Annotated in this window: 11 protein-coding genes and 1 riboswitch; of the genes, 7 read left to right on the top strand and 4 right to left on the bottom strand. The window is 72.9% G+C overall.

Annotated elements, in window-relative coordinates; translation table 11 throughout:
- The first annotated feature begins 42 nt into the window (after positions 1-42).
- The 3 genes from K313_RS0114060 (at position 43) to K313_RS22515 (ending at position 4,003) form a co-directional block, all read left to right on the top strand.
- Positions 43-1,974 (top strand): amylosucrase, encoded by a 1,932-nt coding sequence (locus K313_RS0114060; protein ID WP_029212142.1) that lies wholly within the window; start codon positions 43-45, stop codon positions 1,972-1,974.
- A 255-nt stretch (positions 1,975-2,229) separates the two neighbouring features.
- Positions 2,230-3,231, top strand: a complete 1,002-nt coding sequence (locus K313_RS0114055) for a type IV toxin-antitoxin system AbiEi family antitoxin (protein ID WP_019286632.1) — start codon at positions 2,230-2,232, stop codon at positions 3,229-3,231.
- Positions 3,206-4,003, top strand: a complete 798-nt coding sequence (locus K313_RS22515) for a hypothetical protein (RefSeq protein WP_029212141.1) — start codon at positions 3,206-3,208, stop codon at positions 4,001-4,003. Before K313_RS0114055 ends, K313_RS22515 begins: the two co-directional genes overlap by 26 nt.
- 117 nt (positions 4,004-4,120) lie before the next feature.
- Here the strand turns inward: K313_RS22515 and K313_RS0114045 are convergent, their stop codons facing one another.
- A complete protein-coding gene (locus tag K313_RS0114045; protein WP_029212140.1) occupies positions 4,121-5,869 on the bottom strand; it encodes a metallophosphoesterase family protein in 1,749 nt (582 codons plus the stop codon).
- A 141-nt stretch (positions 5,870-6,010) separates the two neighbouring features.
- Between K313_RS0114045 and lhgO the strand changes: the two genes are divergently transcribed.
- Both lhgO and K313_RS0114035 read left to right on the top strand, forming a co-directional pair.
- On the top strand, positions 6,011-7,225 hold the full coding sequence (gene lhgO, locus K313_RS0114040) for an L-2-hydroxyglutarate oxidase (RefSeq protein WP_029212139.1): 1,215 nt from the start codon (positions 6,011-6,013) through the stop codon (positions 7,223-7,225).
- 276 nt (positions 7,226-7,501) lie between these two features.
- Positions 7,502-7,726, top strand: a riboswitch (cobalamin riboswitch).
- A 118-nt stretch (positions 7,727-7,844) separates the two neighbouring features.
- On the top strand, positions 7,845-8,285 hold the full coding sequence (locus K313_RS0114035; protein ID WP_029212138.1) for a hypothetical protein: 441 nt from the start codon (positions 7,845-7,847) through the stop codon (positions 8,283-8,285).
- A 283-nt stretch (positions 8,286-8,568) separates the two neighbouring features.
- On the opposite strand, the gene K313_RS24820 is transcribed toward K313_RS0114035, so the two are convergent.
- The 3 genes from K313_RS24820 to K313_RS0114020 are packed head-to-tail and all read right to left on the bottom strand — an operon-like array spanning position 8,569 to position 14,132.
- Positions 8,569-10,476, bottom strand: coding sequence for a helix-turn-helix transcriptional regulator (locus K313_RS24820; protein ID WP_029212137.1), 1,908 nt, complete (start codon positions 10,474-10,476; stop codon positions 8,569-8,571).
- A gap of 30 nt (positions 10,477-10,506) precedes the next feature.
- Positions 10,507-13,407: an FtsX-like permease family protein gene (locus K313_RS0114025; RefSeq protein WP_034253300.1), complete on the bottom strand. Its 2,901-nt coding sequence runs from the start codon at positions 13,405-13,407 to the stop codon at positions 10,507-10,509.
- Between the two features lie 5 nt (positions 13,408-13,412).
- Entirely contained in the window at positions 13,413-14,132 is a 720-nt protein-coding gene (locus tag K313_RS0114020; protein WP_029212135.1) for an ABC transporter ATP-binding protein, read from the bottom strand.
- A 195-nt stretch (positions 14,133-14,327) separates the two neighbouring features.
- On the opposite strand from K313_RS0114020, the gene K313_RS0114015 reads away from it, so the two are divergent.
- Complete coding sequence (locus K313_RS0114015) at positions 14,328-15,182, top strand: HAD-IIA family hydrolase (RefSeq protein WP_029212134.1); 855 nt, start codon at positions 14,328-14,330, stop codon at positions 15,180-15,182.
- A gap of 573 nt (positions 15,183-15,755) precedes the next feature.
- Positions 15,756-17,060, top strand: coding sequence for a M18 family aminopeptidase (locus K313_RS0114010; protein WP_029212133.1), 1,305 nt, complete (start codon positions 15,756-15,758; stop codon positions 17,058-17,060).
- Positions 17,061-17,398 lie beyond the last annotated feature (338 nt).

Here is a 17,398-nt window from a genome sequence, read left to right as displayed (position 1 = left end):
CCCCTTGGTCCCCCGCTCGACCGCCCGTCACCCGGAGTTCACGTGCCTGCCATCCCCCGCGCCCACCACGACCTGCCCGAGTGGCTCGACCTGAGCCCGCTGGAGCAGCAGATCTTCGACGTGCGCCTGGAGGCGCTGTGGGCGGACGTGCTGCGACCCGTCGCCGAGCTGTACGGCGAGCACGACCTCGGCCAGGTGCTCGAGCGGCTGGTGACGGTCGCCGCGCGGGCCTACGCGACGCGCTCGCAGGAGCTGCGGGTGCTCGACGAGCGGCGCCTCTCGCAGCCCGACTGGTTCCAGCGCTCCGAGCTCGTGGGCTACGTCTGCTACACCGACCGGTTCAGCGGGTCCTTCGCGACGCTGCCCGGGCGGCTGGACTACCTCGGTGAGCTCGGGGTCGGCTACCTGCACCTGATGCCGGTGCTCGAGCCCCGCGAGGGTGCCAACGACGGGGGGTATGCCGTCCGCGACTACCGCGCGACCGACCCCCGTCTCGGCTCGATGGACGAGCTCCGCGCGCTCGCCACCACCCTGCGCGGTCGCGGCGTCTCGCTGGTCGTGGACCTGGTCTGCAACCACACGGCGCGGGAGCACGAGTGGGCCCGCCGGGCCGTGACGGGCACGACGCCCGAGGACCTGGCCTACCGCGACTACTACTTCTTCTACCCCGACCGCGAGCAGCCCGACCGGTGGGAGGCGTCGCTGCCCGAGGTCTTCCCCGACTTCGCGCCCGGCAACTTCACCTGGGTCCCCGAGATCCGCCAGTGGGTCTGGACCACCTTCAACGACTACCAGTGGGACCTCAACTACGCGAACCCCCGGGTGCTCGAGGAGATGCTCGACGTCATCTGCTACCTCGGCAACGCGGGCGTCGAGGTCGTCCGCCTCGACGCCGTGGCGTTCATGTGGAAGCGGCTCGGCACCACCTGCCAGAACCAGCCCGAGGCGCACCTGATCCTGCAGGCGTTCCGCGCCCTCACGCGCCTCGCCATGCCCGGCGTCATCCTGCTCGCCGAGGCGATCGTGTCGCCCGAGGACCTCGTCCCCTACCTCGGGCAGGGCGCCGCCACCGCCAAGGAGTGCGAGCTCGCCTACCACAACGTCTACATGGTCGCCCTGTGGTCGGCGCTCGCCGAGGGCGACGCCCGGCTGCTCACCCACACCCTGCGGGCCATGCCCCAGATCCCGCCCAGCGTCGCCTGGCTGACCTATGCCCGCCTGCACGACGACATCGGTTGGGCCGTCACCGACGACAACGCCGCCGCCGTGGGGCTCGACGGCTTCTGGCACCGGTCCTTCCTGTCCGACTTCTACTCCGGCGCGCACCCCGGCTCGTGGGCGGTCGGCGAGGTATTCCAGGAGAACCCCGTCACCCGCGACCGCCGGATCTCCGGCACGCTCGCGTCGCTGTGCGGGCTGGAGCGAGCCCAGGCGGAGGGGGACGAGGCGGCGGTCGAGCTCGCCATACGACGCATCCTGCTGGTGCAGGGGCTGGTGCTCGTGCTCGGCGGCGTCCCGCTGATCTACATGGGCGACGAGATCGGCCTGCTCAACGACCACTCCTACCTCGCGGACCCCGCTCTGGCCGAGGACAACCGGTGGATCCACCGGCCCGCGATGGACTGGGTCGCGGCCGAGCGGCGCCACGACCCGACCACCGTCGAGGGGCAGGTGTTCGGTGGGCTGCAGCGGCTCGTCCGCACCCGTCAGGCGCTGCCCCAGCTGCACGCCCAGACCTCCACCGAGGCGCTCTCGCTCGGCAACGACGCGGTGTTCGCGCTGCTGCGGACCGGCCCGCGCGGGCACGTGCTGGCGCTCGCCAACCTCACGGCGTCGCCGCAGCACGTGTCGTTGCACGGCTTCGACCGGTTCGGGCCCCTGTCGGGGCTGCGCGACGCGATCACGGGCGACGACCTGTGGTGGGAGCTGACGCTCGAGCCCTACCAGCAGCGCTGGGTCACCCCCACCCCCTGACGCGGCGTTGGTGCGTCGCGCCCGCAGATTGTGCCCGTGGATGGGGTGTGGGCGTGCGGTTGCTGCTTCGACCCCGCAGATTGTGCCCGTGATGGGCGCGCGACGGCTCTGCGGACGGCAGCCGACCCTCGCCACTCGGAACTGGCACGCACAACGCCCCCTCTGGCGCGCCCCGCCTGCGGATACGGCCTGTTGTGCGTGCGAGTTCGCAGCAGATTCGTTCACTTTGGCCGATCGTTCATTTATCGTGAACGTATGACGAGCGTGAACGGGCCCGATGAGGTCATCGACGCCGTAGCCGATCGTCTGCGGGAGCTCGGCCTCGGTGTGGCGAACCCTTCTGCGGATGGTGCGGCGGCCGACCTCGAGGTGACCGCTGAGAGCGGGGCCCGATGGTTGGTGCGCCACGTCCCCGGACCGCCGGCGACAGCGAACCAGCTCGAGACGACGTCGCCGTCCGAGGGCTTTGTCCGGGCCCAGGCCTACGTATCGCGGGCGGCGGGGGAGCGCTACCGGGCCATGGGGGTCTCGTACGTCGACGCCTCGGGCAACTGCTGGATCACTGGGCCGGGGGTGCATCTGCTGGTCGAGGGACGACCCCGACGCCTGACCGAGCACGCCGGGCGTGACCGAGCGTCGCACGCGTTCCGACCCTCGGGGCTGCGTGCTGTCTTCGCGATCCTGGTCCGCCCGGACCTGGCGGACGCGCCGCTGCGGACGTTGGCCGAGGCCAGTCACATCTCCCTGGGGGCGGCGCAGCAGGCCCGTGCCGACCTGCTCGCGGAGGGCCACCTGCTCCAGGGGCCGCGAGGGCTGCACCTGTCCGGCGCGCAAGGGCTCGCCTCGCTCTGGGTCGGCGGATATGCCACCCGGCTGAGGCCCAAGCTCAAGAGCGTGGACCTCGCGGGGCCCGGGCCGCAGTGGTGGCGCGACCAGGCGCTCGGTGGGCTCCCGGCCCAGTGGGGTGGCGACGCGGGGCTCGTGGAGGCCGGGCTCGGGCTGCGCAATCCCCTCACCACGATCGTCTACGCCGACCAGCCGTGGGGTGACCTGCGACGGCTGGCCCGTCTGACCTCGGACGGCGAGCCCAATGTCACGCTGCGGGAGCGCTTCTGGGAGCCGGCTCTGGTCTGGGAGGGCCCTGCGGTTCCACCCCTCCTGCTGTATGCCGATGCCGCAACGGCCGAGGACCCCCGTCTGCGCGAGCTGGCCACCGACATGAGGGAGAAGCATGCGGACCTTCGACGCCTGTTCTGACGCCGGCGAGCACGCCTTCCCCGTCGAGGTCAGGGTCGCTCTGGCGACGCTGAGCCGACGTCTGGGTGACGTGATGCTCGTCGGGTCCTGGGCGCGTGACGTCTGCCTGGTGCTGGACGTCTGGCTGGATCCCGGACGCATGACGGATGACCTCGACGTCGCCGTGGCCACCTCGTCGCTGAGGGAGCTCGACGAACGGCTCGGGGAGCTCGGCCCTCGGGGAGGTCACGGTGTGCGGATCTACGTCGAGGGAGTCGGCGTCGATGTCCTCCCCTATGGCGGGCTCGCCAGTGACGGCATCGTGCAGACGTCGGCGGACTCGCAGCTGGACGTGACGTGCATGGCGGAGGCCTGGAGGCACGCCGACCGGCTGCACGTCGGGGACGACGTCGTCATCCGCACGGCGTCCTTGCCCCTGATGGTGGCGCTCAAGCTCGTTGCCTGGGACGTCCGGTCCCCAGGCACGGACAAGGATGCCCAGGACTTCAGCAGGCTCCTTCAGGCGACGCACCAGCAGGGTCACTACCTCGATGCCTGCTATGCCGACCCCGCTGGGGAGCGATTCGACTGGGACCCGCACCAGGTCGGGCCCTTCAGGGTCGGACGCCACCTAGCCGAGGCGCTCGAACCAGGGAGTCGGGATCGCCTGGTCCGCGTCCTGGGCGGGGATGCCGAGGGCGACCGTCTCCGCGCGGTGTCGGAGCGGTTCGCCCGAGGCTCCGCGATGCGGCTGGACGCGCTGCTCGAAGGGCTCACGACGATCCCGAGCTGACCGTGCAAGGTGTGCGCGGGGAGCGCGGGGGACGCACGCTCGAGGAGTCGTCACCGTGCGAAGTGTGCGCTGGGAGCGCGGGCCGAGCCCGCGTCCGGTCCTGGACGAGCGTGGTGGCTACGGGGTGGGCGTCGCCGAGGTGTCCGGGGTGGTCGCCCTGACGTCCTGCAGCGTGACGGGGGCGTCGGCCCGGCATACGCGCCCTGTCGACGGGAGGGGTGACTGGATCGCGCGACCGTTGATCGCGCGTACGTCGTCATAGACGGGCCGCCCCTCGAGCAGGTCGCGGTAGCTGTAGCGGGTGAGCGTCTGCAGGCGGCAGTCGCCGCCGAAGCTGAGCACGTCGAAGGCGTAGGGCTGGCCGGCGAGCTCGGCACCGTCGGCGCCCTGGATGTAGTGCGAGACGACCCCGCCGCCGGTGAAGGTCCCGATCTGGATCCGGTTGCCCTGCAAGGCGGTCGAGTGCATGTGGCCGTGGAGCCGGATGCCGGCGTCGCCCGACACCTCGGCCGCCGCGGGCTCGTGGGTGACGAGGACGTCCAGGCCGCGCTCGGCGTCCGCGGCGGCGGCCGAGGAGGCCGCAGCGGCCACCGACGACGAGTCCGGCGGCGCCCCCGACGAGGAGGCACCGGTGCTCCCCGGCACGGCGCTCGAGGTCGACGGCGCCGGCGTGCCACCGCTGGGCGAGGCCGTCGCCCCACGCGTCGAGGACTCCTGGGCGGTGGTGGCGCGCCCGGCGCGCAGCTCACGCATCGCCTCGCCGAACGCCTCGGCCGCGGGCACCTGCGTGGCCGGTCCGCCACCGGTGTCGCCGAACCATCGCGGGTCGTTGAAGCCGCCGATCCGCAGCCCGCCGACGGTCGCGAGGGTGTAGGCGTGGCGGCGGGGCTCGAGCACGACGACGCCGGGCACCTGCGTCATCCGCTCGACCAGGGCGTCGTCCGTGGGGGAGGCCGCGTCGTGGTTGCCCCGCACGAAGAGATAGGGCACGCCGAGCGACCGGATGCCGGTGAACAGCCCCGCCGCCTCGGCCTCCTGCACGCGCCCGAAGTTGACGAGGTCCCCGGTGTCGACGACGGCGGTGATGCCCTCGGTCTCGACGATCTGCTTCATCAGGGGATAGGCGTTGGCGCCGTGGATGTCCGAGACGAGCAGGATCTTGACCGAGGCGGGGGTGGCCAGCTCCGCTGGGACGAACTTGTCCTGCAGGGCCGCCGAGAGCGCCAGCATGTTCTTGACATAGGGCTGGGCCTGCGCGGACCGCGCCTCGACGTCGGCGAGGATCGCGGTGTTGGAGCGCACATAGCCGAGCAGGCCGTCCGCCCCCACGGACTCGAGCCGGTCGGGTCGGAAGGTCGACCAGGCGGCGCCTGCCGTGCCGGTGAGCGCGAGCAGGAGGGACAGGGCCGGTATGGCGACCGCCCGCCGCCACGGGCGCAACGGCTCGTCGCGCGAGCGCCAGTGGCGCGTGGCGAACGCCACGAGCACGCAGGTGAGGAGCACGCCGCCGGCGAACTTGCCACCCACCTGGGTGATGGTCGTGGCGACGGCGTCGTCGATCTCGGCGGGCGTCGGCTTGAGCGCCGACACCGACAGGTCGCGGGTGGCGAGGACGGAGGTGATGCGGTCCTGGACGCGGGCCACCGCGTTGACGCCGGGCGCCGGCAGCACCCCGTCGAAGCGCAGGTCGAGGTCGCCGAAGAGCGTCGGCGCGTGCAGCGTCGACAGCTGGTCGGGCTCCGCGGAGAGACGGACCGTGGCGGCATACGACTGGGTGCTGACCTGGGTGGGCCAGACGCTGGTGACCGCGATCCCGACCAGGCCGGACGCGAGGGTGAGCGTCGCAAGACCCAGCAGGACGACCACGCTCCGCCAGGCTCCCGTCACCCAGCGTGGCCAGGAGCGCCGACTCGGGCGGGCAAAGCGGACACCACCGGACGACTCCCGGGACTCGTCTGACGTGGCAGGGGTCACGGGGCCAGACTAGAGGGGTCGAAAGGGGAATTCATGAAGACCGAGGCTGACGTCCTCGTCGTCGGTGGGGGCATCGTGGGGCTGGCGACGGCCCGTGCCCTGCAGCTGCGCAAGCCCGGTGCCCACGTGGTGGTCATCGACAAGGAAGCCGACATCGCGCGGCACCAGACCGGCAACAACTCCGGCGTGATCCACGCCGGCGTCTACTACAAGCCGGGGTCCTACAAGGCCCGGCTGTGCTTCGACGGGCGCGTGCGCCTGGTGGAGTACCTGCAGGACAAGGGGATCCCGCACCGGATCGACGGCAAGCTCGTCGTGGCGACCAACGCCGACGAGGTCGACAAGATGAAGGAGATCCAGCGGCGCTGCGAGGCCAACGACGTGCCGACCCAGTGGATGACCCGCGAGGAGTTCCGCGAGGTCGAGCCGCACGCCGAGGGCGTCGCCGCGCTGCAGGTCAAGGTCACCGGCGTCGTCGACTACAAGGCCGTCTGCCAGAGCTATGCGGACGACATCCGCGCCGCCGGCGGCGAGATCCGCACCGGCACCGCGCTCGTGTCGGGACGTCCGGGCCTCAACGACGTCACCGTGGAGACGACCCAGGGCACGATCGTCGCCAAGCAGGTCGTCACCTGCGGCGGCCTCAACGCCGACCTCGTCGCCCGCGCCATGGGCGCCCGCCCCGAGACCCGCATCGTCGGGTTCCGCGGCGAGTACTACGAGCTCACGCCCGAGAAGTCCTACCTGTGCAACGCGCTCATCTATCCCGTCCCGGACCCGCGCTTCCCGTTCCTCGGGGTGCACGCCACCAAGGGCATCGACGGGCACGTCCACCTCGGGCCCAACGCCGTCATCGCGCTGGCTCGAGAGGGCTACTCCTGGACCCAGATCAACCCCAAGGACATGGCCCAGCTCGCGGCCTTCCCGGGGATCTGGCGCCTCGCGCAGAAGTACTGGAAGTACTCCATCGGCGAGGTCCAGCGGTCCTTCTCCAAGGAGGCCTTCGTCAAGGCGACGCAGAAGATGATGCCCGAGGTGCAGGTCGAGGACGTCGTCCGCGCCGGCGCCGGCGTCCGCGCCCAGGCCATGCGCCCGGACGGGACGCTCGTCGAGGACTTCGACTTCCTGCACGAGCACCCGCGCGTGCTCCACGTGCTCAACGCGCCCTCGCCCGCGGCTACCGCGTCGCTCGCGATCGCGGAGGTCATCGCCGACAAGCTCGCGGAGGCGGAGCGGGTCGCGATCTGAGCCGTATGGCGTCACCTGTGGTCGCTACGCTGCCGCCGGGCCGGGCCTACCATCCGGCCTCGCAAGCTCGGCCTCCCGCCAGGCCCCCCACGGCCCGGTCCGGCGGCAGCCTCTGCGACATCCCGCGTCGTCCTCGCTCCTGGGCAGCAGGGACGGTCCGGCCCTCCACCTCTCCGCGCTGTCACGCATCGCCCTCGCCCGGCGGCAGCTTTCGCGACATCCCGCGTCGTCCTCGCTGTCACGCATCCCCTCCCCGCCGGGCAGCGGGCGGGGATCGGCTAGGTTGGGGGTGCTGGTCCTCCCGCCTCGGTGGGAGGGGCAAGAGGGAACCCGGTGAGAGTCCGGGACTGCCCCGCAGCGGTGAGTGGGAACGACATCGTCATACGCACTGGGTCCGACCACCTGGGAAGCGACGGTGAAGGAGCGCGCGACGCGAGTCGCGCTGAGCCGCAAGGCTCCACGCCCACGAGTCCGAAGACCTGCCAGTGCACCGCAGCAGCGGTGCGCCCGTGTCCATCGCCTCGAGGGAAGGCGGGGTCACCCCGCCTGGCAGGCCTGGACCCGTCGGTGGTGGCGTCCCCGGTGCACCCTCGGGTTTCCTTCACCGGGAGGTCGATCCATGAACGCCCAGCCCCTGCCCACCACCCGACCTGGCCTGCGCCTCACGCTCTATCCGGACCACGAGGCCCTCCACATCACCGACGTCTTGCAGCAGCTTGAGCTGGTGGGCGCCCGCGTGCCCTTCGGCGCAGATGCCCACGGCGCCGCCGGCGGCGCCTCGCGCTGGATCGAGAGCTGCGCGGTCGAGGAAGGATTCCGGCTCGTCACGCTGAGCATGGATGGTCTGCTCGTCGGCTTCGTCGCCGGCGTCGTGACGCCGGGCCGCGTCGAGCTGCGCCACCTGACCATGGCGTCGTCGGTGCGGACGCGCCACCCCGAGCTGCTGGACCTGCTGGGAGAGGCGTTCGTGGACGCCAGCCAGATGCCGTGGGCCGAGGTCGTCGTCGCGCCCGGCTGCCCGGCGCTCGCCCATCTCGCCAGCGAGACGGTCACGGTCTAGCTGCACGGACCTGCTGACGGCGGTCGACCGCACGAGGGCGGCTGGATGCGCCCACACGCGGCACAAAGTGACCCGGCGGGGCACGGTGAACGATCAAGAGCCGCGCAGGCCGGCGTTCGCTGCCCCGCCCGGTCACTTTCGGTCGGATGAGCGGACAATCCCTTAGGCCGCTCGCGCTGCTCGACATCCCACCTCGGCGCCACCAGGATCGTGAGGGTCTGGTCCAAGAAAGGTGGACCAGACCCTCACGATCTTGGGGACTGGGAGCGGGGGAGGGGTGCGGTCAGCGGCGGGGCGCCACGACCTTGGCCTTGCTCGCCGCCGGCAGCACGGCCCGCTGGATCGTCGTGGTCGCGCCCGTGCGGGTGATGGCCCACGTGACTGTCGAGCGGGCCGCAAGGTCCACGACGGCGTCACCGGGGTTGCCGGCCACCGGCACGGGGGTGGACTGTCCGCTCACGACCGCGAAGCCGCCCTGGACGACCGGGCCCGAGCCGGTCCCGCTCACCCACGAGGTCGTGTCCTCGCCACCGATGATTTGGCGTCCGTCGGGCAGGGCGGTGGCGGCCGTCACGCCCCAGGCTGGTGCGGCGCAGGTGGTGCGGACCGCGTCCACCAGGTGCCGGCAGCTGCCCGTGATCGCCTGCCGCGTGTAGGTCGCGTCGGTGAAGAAGCGCTGCGTCCCCCAGGTCGTGATGTCACGGGCGGACCGGACCACCCAGTCGTTGATCCACCAGCCCTCGCCCGTCGGCCCGGCGAGGCTGGTCGTGCCGAGGAACCGTGAGGGCGTGACGGTCACGTCGAAGGCCTCGGTGGCGCGGGCCAGGCCGGCGCGGCCCAGGTTGCCCACGATCCGGCCCTGGGCGACCGCGACCAGGGGGACGGGTGCGGGCCCGGTGAGCTCGCGCTGGGGGGAGGTGTAGGGCAGGACCGTCCAGCACCCGCCGACGAGGCGTGCGGCCGTGGCGGAAGCCCCACCGTCTGCGCTCCGCGTGCTGCCCCACAGGGCCACGGTGCCGCCCTCGGCGGCCAGGCTGCGCGGGTTCCACTGCCCGAGGCCCGCGGGCATCGCGGGCTGGGCGACCTTGACGTAGTGGTTGCCCTGGCTGCGCCACAAGGTCGGCGTCGCCCCGGTGGTGAGGATCCACTGCTGCTTGTCGGTCGCGTTCACGACCTGGGCGTCCGTCGCGGTGACGCCCGGGAGGGTCTGCGTGGTCCAGCGCCCGTTGCGCTGCTCCTCCACCACGACCGCGCCGGCGGCGCCGGGGGTGCTGCGGCGGATGCCGACGACGACCACGCCGTCCTTGGCCGTGGCCGCCAGGGTGGTGGCGGCGTAGGACGTGGTGCGGACCGGGGTGAATCCGGAGGCGGCAGGTGTCTTGGCCGCCGGGGCCGTCGGCCCGGTGGGTCGGGCGTGGGCGACTGCCGGGGCGGCGACGGTGGCGGCCGCCAGCGCGGAGGCGGCGATCAGACGGATGGTGCGGGACATGGCTCCCCCTGGCGAGACGTGGGTCGTGCAGACGTCGTTGCCTGCGCTTCCCTCCAATACGCCATTCAGGGGTCGCGCCACCGCCCGAAATGACTGTCTTCGGGCTGATTCGTGCGCATTCGCGCGCGGATCCCGGTGCGACGAGCGCCCAGGTGACGTCGAGGGTCCGGACGTCCCCCGCGCCGCCCGGGCCACCCGCGCCTCCACGTGGTCGAGCCAGCGGACCTCCGACTCGGCGCCGAAGATGAGGTTCTCGACGACGAGCAGCCAGGCCAGCTGGGTGCGGTCGGGATCGCCCGTGGTCGACGACTTGATGCGGGTGAGGTCGCGCAGCTGGCGCATGGTCGCCGTGCGCTGGGCCTGCACGATGCGGGTGACGTCGACGCCGGGCACGGTGACGGCCAGCGCGAGCTTGATGGCCAGCTCGTTGCGCGGCGTGGACTCCCGGTCGACGGGCTGCGTCCACCACCGGTCGACCTCGGCGCGGCCGGCGTCGGTGAGGCCGTAGGTCGTGCGCCCCTCGTCGTCGTCACCGAGCTCGACGACCAGGCCGTCGCGGTCGAGGCGGGCGAGGGTCTGATAGACCTGGCCCACGTTGAGCGGCCAGGTGCCGCCGGTGCGGGCCTCGAACTCGGAGCGCAGCTGCGCGCCATACATGGGCTGGTCGGCGAGGAGGGCGAGCAGCCCTTGGCGGATCGACATGAGGTCTCCAGTCTCTCCCGGGTCGGGGCATCAGGTGGTGCGGCGGGTCAGGGTCGGGTTGCCGCGCACGACGAGCGCGGCGAGCAGGGCGGCCAGGATCGGTATGCCGACCGCGGCCACCGCGAGGACGTCCCACGGGACGACGACGGTGGGGGCCTTGACGAGGGCGCCGCCGTCGTCGTACCCGCCGGTGGCGGCCCGGGCGAAGGCGATGCCGGGCACGGCTCCCACGGCGAGGCCGACGAGGGTGCCGACCACGGCCAGGGCGCCGGACTGCGCGGCGGCGATGGCTCGCCGCAGGCGCCCCGTCGACCCGATGGCGGCCAGCGTCGCGAGGTCGCGCTGCGCCTCGCCCATCGACAGGGCGGTCGCGGTGAGGGTGGCCACGAGGATCAGCAGCGCGACGGTGTCGACCATGAGCCAGCGCAGCCGGGCATAGGTGTCGACGAATCCCCGTTCCACGTGGACGACCTCGCCAGAGATCTCCTCGGCCATGGAGGGGTCGGCCACCGCCTTGGCGAAGGCGTCGCGCTGGGCGTCGGTGATGGTCGTCCCGTCGGCGGGCCGCACCAGGACGTGCTGCGGATGGGTCGTCGCGCCGATGCGGGTGATCCCGGACGGGCCGAGGACGGCCGTGTCGACGTTGTTGCCGGCGTCGGCGAGCCTCGCCTGCCCGGGGGTCAGCAGAGCCACCGGGATCGACCCCAGCGTGGTCACGGGCCCGGGGGTCTGGGTGCCGTCGGGCTGGGTCGTGAGGTCCGTCGACAGCCACGTGAGACGCCCGGCCCGGGCGATCTCGGGCTGAGACGTGAGCAGCCCACCCTGGTCGAGGACGCGTCGTTGCTCGGGCGTCGGCCGGAGCAGGTCGCGCAGCCCGACCTCGTCGAAGGACTGCAGGTTGGCCGAGGAGTACATCAGGCCCAAGCCGAGGGACGGGCACCGTGGAGGCTGGGTCTGGTCGGAGGAGATCTCGGCGAGCGTGCAGCCGGGGGTCGCCGCGGCGATCGCGCGGGTCGGGGCGTTCGGCGAGCTCGGGGAGCCCGGAGAGTCACGCGGGCGCTCGGGCGGCGCGACCGAGCTGATCGTGTAGGCCCGGCTGCCGGGGATCGTCTGCGCGGCGGCGACGCCGGGGTCGGCCTCGTCGCCGAAGACCTGGCCGTAGAGCCAGCCGGCCGGCGCGGAGGGCACGTAGTCGATCCGCTGGCGCTCGGTGATGGACGCGAACGCGATGGTCGTGGCACCGAGCAGGATCGTGCCCGCCATGATGGCGGCGACGGTGGGGGTGGCGCGTCCCCGCTGCCGGGAGGCGTCGCGCGTCGCCATACGGACCGGGACCGGGAAGGCTCCGCCCAGGCGACCGACGAGGACCAGGACCGCGGGCACCGTCAGGAGGGCGCCGACCACCAGCACGACGGCCGAGGCGACCACGGCGCCGGCCACGACCCGGGGCTGCTGGAGGAGGGTCGTGCGGCTGAGGGCGATCGTGACGAAGATGCCGGCCCCGCCCAGCGCCGCGAGCGCGACACCGACGACGGGCACCCAGCGGCGGGCCCGCTTGGGCGCCACCTCGCCGCGCAGGGCCGAGACCACATCGATGCGTCCGAGGCCGCGGGCCGGGCGCAGCGCGGCGACCACCGCGGCGAGGATCGCGCACCCCACGACGATGGCGAGCTGCCACCACGGGACGTCGAAGGGGCCGACGATCGTCAGGGGGTTCCAGCGCAGGTAGGCGCGCAGCCCGGCCCAGCCGAGCCCGATGCCGACCACGGTCGCGACGAGCGTGGACACGACGCCGAGGACGAGGGCCTGGGCGAGGACGGTGCGGCCCAGCTGGGCGCGGGTGGCGCCGTTGGCCGCGGCGAGGGCCAGGGTGCGCCGCTGCCGCTGGGCGATCACGGCGAACGCCGGACCGGCGAGCAGCGTCGACTCGATCAACAGCCCCGCCGCGAGCAGGGCGATGGCGAGCAGGGTGTCCTGCTGCCCGCCCGAGTCGCTCTCGAAGCTGCCGTCCGCCCCGCCCTGCAGGACGGAGCGGCTGACCACGCCGATGCCGTGGCGGCCGAGCAGGGCGACGTCGTCCCACGTGATCGGGGTGGCGCGGTCGATCAGGGCGATCGGCCGGCCGGCCGCCAGGGTGCCGGGCAGGCGCACGAGGTCCGGCAGGCCTAGGTTGGGTGCGCCCGGTGCGTCGGCCACGCCGACGACGGCGAGCCGCGCTGAGGTGACGGTCTCGTCGCCGCGGTCGTCATAGGTCACGACCCGGCCCTCGAGGGTCCCGCTGGTGGGCAGCCCGCGGGCCACGGCCGTCTGCGTGACGACGACCTCGTCGCGGTTCTGCGGCCAGCGTCCGGAGACCAGGTCGGCCTTGCCGCGGACGAGAGGATCGCGGGCGTCGACGAGCACGGTCCCGAGGAGCACCCGGCGCCCGTCCAGGGTGACGTGGAGCTGCTCGTCGCCCATCGGCAGGAGGCGCGCGCCGAGGAGCGTGGCGATGCCGGCGTGGACCTGCGCGACGGGCGCCGTGGTGACGGGACCGGAGACGCCCGGCAGCAGCAGGGGCTTCGGCGGGGTGCAGGGGCCGTTGCCGGTGCAGGTCACGACCTGCTCGCCGAGCGGGCTCGGTGGGTACTGCCCGTCCTGGGCCGCGACCACCGCGCCCGCCGCCGAGCCCATCTGCGCGGGGATGGCCTCGGCGCCGTGGACGTCCTTGGTGGCGTAGCCCGTCAGCGCCGCGACCATCAGGGCGACCGGCAGGGCGATCATCACGAGCACGAGGGCGCTGCGGCCGCCGTGCGCGCGGGTGTCCCGGCGGGCCAGGCGCAGCGCGACGCGCCAGCCGGCCCACCACTCGCCGAGGCGGCTGCGGCGGGTCGCGCCGGGTGGCTGCGGCGTGCGTGCGGCGGTGCGGGGATGGTCGGCCAGGGTCGTCATCCGGCTCACGCGCCCGACGTCTCGAGCAGGGACTCGGGCGTGGCCGCCGGCCCGGTCGTGTCGACGACCACCCCGTCACGCAGGAAGACGACCCGGTCGGCCCAGGCCGCGTGCCGGGCCTCGTGGGTGACGAGCAGGCCGGCCGCGCCCTGGTCGCAGCGGCGCCGCAGGACCTGCAGGATCGCCTCGCCGGTGACCGAGTCCAGGGCGCCCGTGGGCTCGTCGGCGAGGACCAGGCGGCGCTCGCCGACCAGCGCGCGGCAGATGGCCACCCGCTGCTGCTGGCCGCCGGACATCTGGTCGGGGAAGCGGTCGGCGAGGTCGCGGATGCCGACCTCCTCCAGCGCCGCGTGCGCCTGCCGGCGAGCGGCGCGGGGACGGGCGCCGTCGAGCTCGAGCGGCAGCGCGACGTTCTCGGCGGCGGTGAGCGACGAGATGAGGTTGAAGTCCTGGAAGACGAAGCCGACGCTGCGGCGACGCAGCCGGGCCAGGGCGTCGGGCCGCAGGGCGGTGACCTCCTGCCCCTCGATGACCACGCGCCCGGTCGTCGGGCGGTCCAGGGCGCCGGCGAGGTTGAGCAGGGTCGACTTGCCGGACCCCGAGGGGCCCATGACGGCCACCAGCTCACCGGGCTCGATCGTCAGCGTCACCCCCTGCAGGGCGTGGACGGCGGTGTCGCCGGTGCCGTGGGTGCGGTGGACGTCGTCGAGCTCGAGGACCGGCATCGCGTCTCCTGTCGAGGTGGGGCCGGCCGGTCATCCCCCTGGTGACCGGCCGACCGCAGACGACATACTCAGTATGTCCCCTGGCTAGGACAGGTATACCGAGTATGTCCGCGGCCCGTCAACCCCCTGGGAGCCCTTGCTTGACGAGGCTCCTGCGGGGGCGACGGGTCGTGGGCGGGTCGCCATACTGGCCGTATGACGACCCACGCCCACATCGAGTCCTGGCTCACCGACATGGACGGGGTGCTCGTCCACGAGGAGCAGGCCATCCCCGGCGCCGCCGAGTTCCTCGCCGCGCTGCAGGAGCGCGGGCTGCGCTTCCAGGTGCTGACCAACAACTCGATCTACACCCCGCGCGACCTGCGGGCGCGGTTGCTCGCCAGCGGCATCGACGTCCCTGAGGACTGCATCTGGACCTCCGCCCTCGCCACCGCCAGCTTCCTCGCCGAGCAACGGCCGGGCGGCTCGGCCTACGTGATCGGCGAGGCCGGCCTGACGACCGCGCTCTCCGAGGCGGGCTACACGATGACCCAGCGCGACCCCGACTACGTGGTGCTGGGGGAGACGCGGACCTACTCCTTCGAGGCCATCACGCGGGCCATCCGGCTGCTCGAGGGCGGCGCGAGGTTCATCGCGACCAACCCCGACGTCAGCGGCCCGTCGGTCGAGGGCACCCTGCCCGCCACCGGCTCGGTGGCCGCGCTGGTCACCGCCGCCACCGGGCGCACGCCGTACTACGTCGGCAAGCCCAACCCGCTGATGATGCGCACCGCCCTCAACCGGATCGAGGCGCACTCCGAGCACACCGTCATGATCGGCGACCGCATGGACACCGACGTGGTGTCCGGGCTCGAGGCGGGGCTGCGCACGATCCTCGTCATGACCGGGTCGACGCGCCCGCACCAGGTCGAGCTGTTCCCCTACCGCCCCACGCGGGTCGTCGACTCGATCGCCGACGTCGTCCCGCTGGTCGCGGAGCGCGCGCCCGACGTCGGACGTGACGACGGTTCGGCCTCGGCGATCAGCCGGGTCGAGGGCGGCACGGGCTGACCCTGAGCCGCGGCTCAGTCTGCCATCCAGCGGGCGGCGTCGCGCTGCGTACGCGTCACCGCGATGTACTTCGTCATGGTGCCTCCTCCATCGCCAGGGTAGTCCGTGCACCGACGGGCGTGACGGGGCTCCAGGGCCATCCGTCCGGGGGCCCGAGCCCTCTGGAGACGGGCGAAGCACGACGACCACCCCTTCGCCCCGCTCCTCGGCATCCTCGACCTTCGACGTGGTCTCGCGAAGGACCGCCGAGCCCTGCGGTCATCGTCGGAAACTGCCAGCTCCGCCGCCCACTTGAGGTGGCGCATCGACTCCTCTCGGCGGGAGCGTCGCTCAAGCTCGACGGCACCTTTGCGGGACACGGCGTTGGCCAGCAGCGCCGCTACGAAGGTCAAGAGGGGTGTACCCACGTACCCACGGACAGCAGGACCACGAGCCACGTCGGGACCACGGCGGTGGGACTCGTGTTCCTGATCCTAGGGAAGCGCGCGACGTGCGGTGAGAGGGCTGTGGGCAACTTTCGGAGCGCGCGCGCCCGACGTCGGACGTGACGACGGCTGACGGCATACTGGCCGCATGAGCCACTCGTTCGACCCCGAGGTCGAGGCCCGCGGTCTGTGCCAGTTCGTCGACTCGTCCCCGTCCCCCTTCCACGCGGTGCAGTCGGCCGGCGCCCTGCTCGACGCCGCCGGGTTCGTGGAGCTCGCCGAGGGTGACGCCTGGCCGCAGCAGGCCGGGCGCTTCTACACCATCCGTGCCGGGTCCCTGGCCGCCTGGTCCACCGAGCACGCGGACGGGGCGGCCACGCCGTTCCGGGTGGTGGGCGCGCACACCGACTCGCCCAACCTGCGCATCCGCCCCAACCCCGACCTGCACCGGCACGGCTGGGACCAGCTGGTCTGCGAGGTCTACGGCGGGCCGCTGCTCAACTCCTGGCTCGACCGTGACCTGGGCCTGTCCGGGCGGGTGTCCGTGCGCGGACGGGCGGGCGTCGAGACGCACCTGGTGCTCGTCGACACCCCCACCCTGCGCGTGCCGCAGCTCGCCGTGCACCTCGACCGCGGCGTCAACGACGGGCTCACCCTCAACCCGCAGACCCACCTCGTCCCCGTCTGGGGGTATGGCGGAACCGCCCCCTCCATGCGCGAGTTCCTGTCCCGCGAGGTCGGCTGCGACGTCGACGACGTCCTCGCCTGGGACCTGATGACGCACGACCTCACCCCCTCGACCCTGCTCGGCCACGACAGCTCGCTGCTCGCGGCCCCGCGCCTGGACAACCTCGGCACGAGCTACTGCGGCACGCGGGCGTTCGTCGACGCGGTGGACGGCGACGGGCCGTCGACGCCGTTCGTGCAGGTCCTGGTCCTGTTCGACCACGAGGAGATCGGGTCGATGACCGACCGCGGCGGCTTCTCCTCGATGCTGCCGCAGATCATGGAGCGCATCACCCGGTCGCTCGGGGGCGACCGTGACGACTACCAGCGGGCGCTCGCCTCGACGGTCGTCGCGTCGGGCGACATGGCCCACGCCACGCACCCCAACTATCCCGAGAAGCACGAGCCCAACCACCAGGTCGCCCTCAACGGCGGACCGGTGCTCAAGGTCAACGTCAAGGGCCGCTACGCCACGGACGCCGTCTCGGCCGGCTGGTTCCGGCTGGCGTGCGACCAGGCGGGGGTGCCGATGCAGGAGTTCGGGGCGCGGGGGGACATGCCGTGCGGCTCGACCATCGGCCCGATGACCTCGGCCCAGCTCGGCGTCTCCACCATCGACTTCGGGGCGCCGATGCTGTCGATGCACTCGGCGCGCGAGCTGATGGGTGCCGAGGACCCGGCGATGTATGCCGGAGCCCTCGCGGCCTTCCTCTCCCCCCAGCTCTAGACCTACCGCGGGTAAAGGCATCGACCGGCCTTCGTTCGCCAGGCTGATGCCTCGGCCCCCGGTAAAGGCATCGACCGGCCTTCGTTCGCCAGGCTGATGCCTCTGCCCCCGGTAAAGGCATCGACCGGCCTTCGTTCGCCAGGCTGATGCCTCTGCCCCCGGCGGGTCTGGTCCGTGGCCGCCCAGACCGCAGCTCCGCCGCCTCGCGCCGTTGGGCGTGGAGGCGGCGGAGCGACATGCGGTCTGTATGCCGGACGGTCAGGCGGCCTCGTCCAGCCGGGCGAAGCTCACGTCCATGCCGTCCGCCATGCCCGAGGCGTAGGCGCCGTCCCGGGCCT

This window comes from Arsenicicoccus bolidensis DSM 15745, assembly GCF_000426385.1.
In the GTDB taxonomy this organism is placed as follows: Bacteria; Actinomycetota; Actinomycetes; order Actinomycetales; family Dermatophilaceae; genus Arsenicicoccus; species Arsenicicoccus bolidensis.
The sequence above is the reverse complement of the archived record's forward strand: the minus strand, read 5'-3'. Positions and strand labels throughout refer to the sequence as shown.

What these genes read in the sequence shown, in the direction of transcription:
- lhgO (WP_029212139.1), top strand. Translation starts at nt 6,011, where the DNA reads ATGAAGACCGAGGCTGACGTCCTCGTCGTCGGTGGGGGCATCGTGGGG.
- K313_RS24820 (WP_029212137.1), bottom strand. Translation starts at nt 10,476, where the DNA reads ATGTCGATCCGCCAAGGGCTGCTCGCCCTCCTCGCCGACCAGCCCATG.
- K313_RS0114010 (WP_029212133.1), top strand. Translation starts at nt 15,756, where the DNA reads ATGAGCCACTCGTTCGACCCCGAGGTCGAGGCCCGCGGTCTGTGCCAG.
- K313_RS0114025 (WP_034253300.1), bottom strand. Translation starts at nt 13,407, where the DNA reads ATGACGACCCTGGCCGACCATCCCCGCACCGCCGCACGCACGCCGCAG.
- K313_RS0114035 (WP_029212138.1), top strand. Translation starts at nt 7,845, where the DNA reads ATGAACGCCCAGCCCCTGCCCACCACCCGACCTGGCCTGCGCCTCACG.
- K313_RS22515 (WP_029212141.1), top strand. Translation starts at nt 3,206, where the DNA reads ATGCGGACCTTCGACGCCTGTTCTGACGCCGGCGAGCACGCCTTCCCC.
- K313_RS0114020 (WP_029212135.1), bottom strand. Translation starts at nt 14,132, where the DNA reads ATGCCGGTCCTCGAGCTCGACGACGTCCACCGCACCCACGGCACCGGC.
- K313_RS0114055 (WP_019286632.1), top strand. Translation starts at nt 2,230, where the DNA reads ATGACGAGCGTGAACGGGCCCGATGAGGTCATCGACGCCGTAGCCGAT.
- K313_RS0114015 (WP_029212134.1), top strand. Translation starts at nt 14,328, where the DNA reads ATGACGACCCACGCCCACATCGAGTCCTGGCTCACCGACATGGACGGG.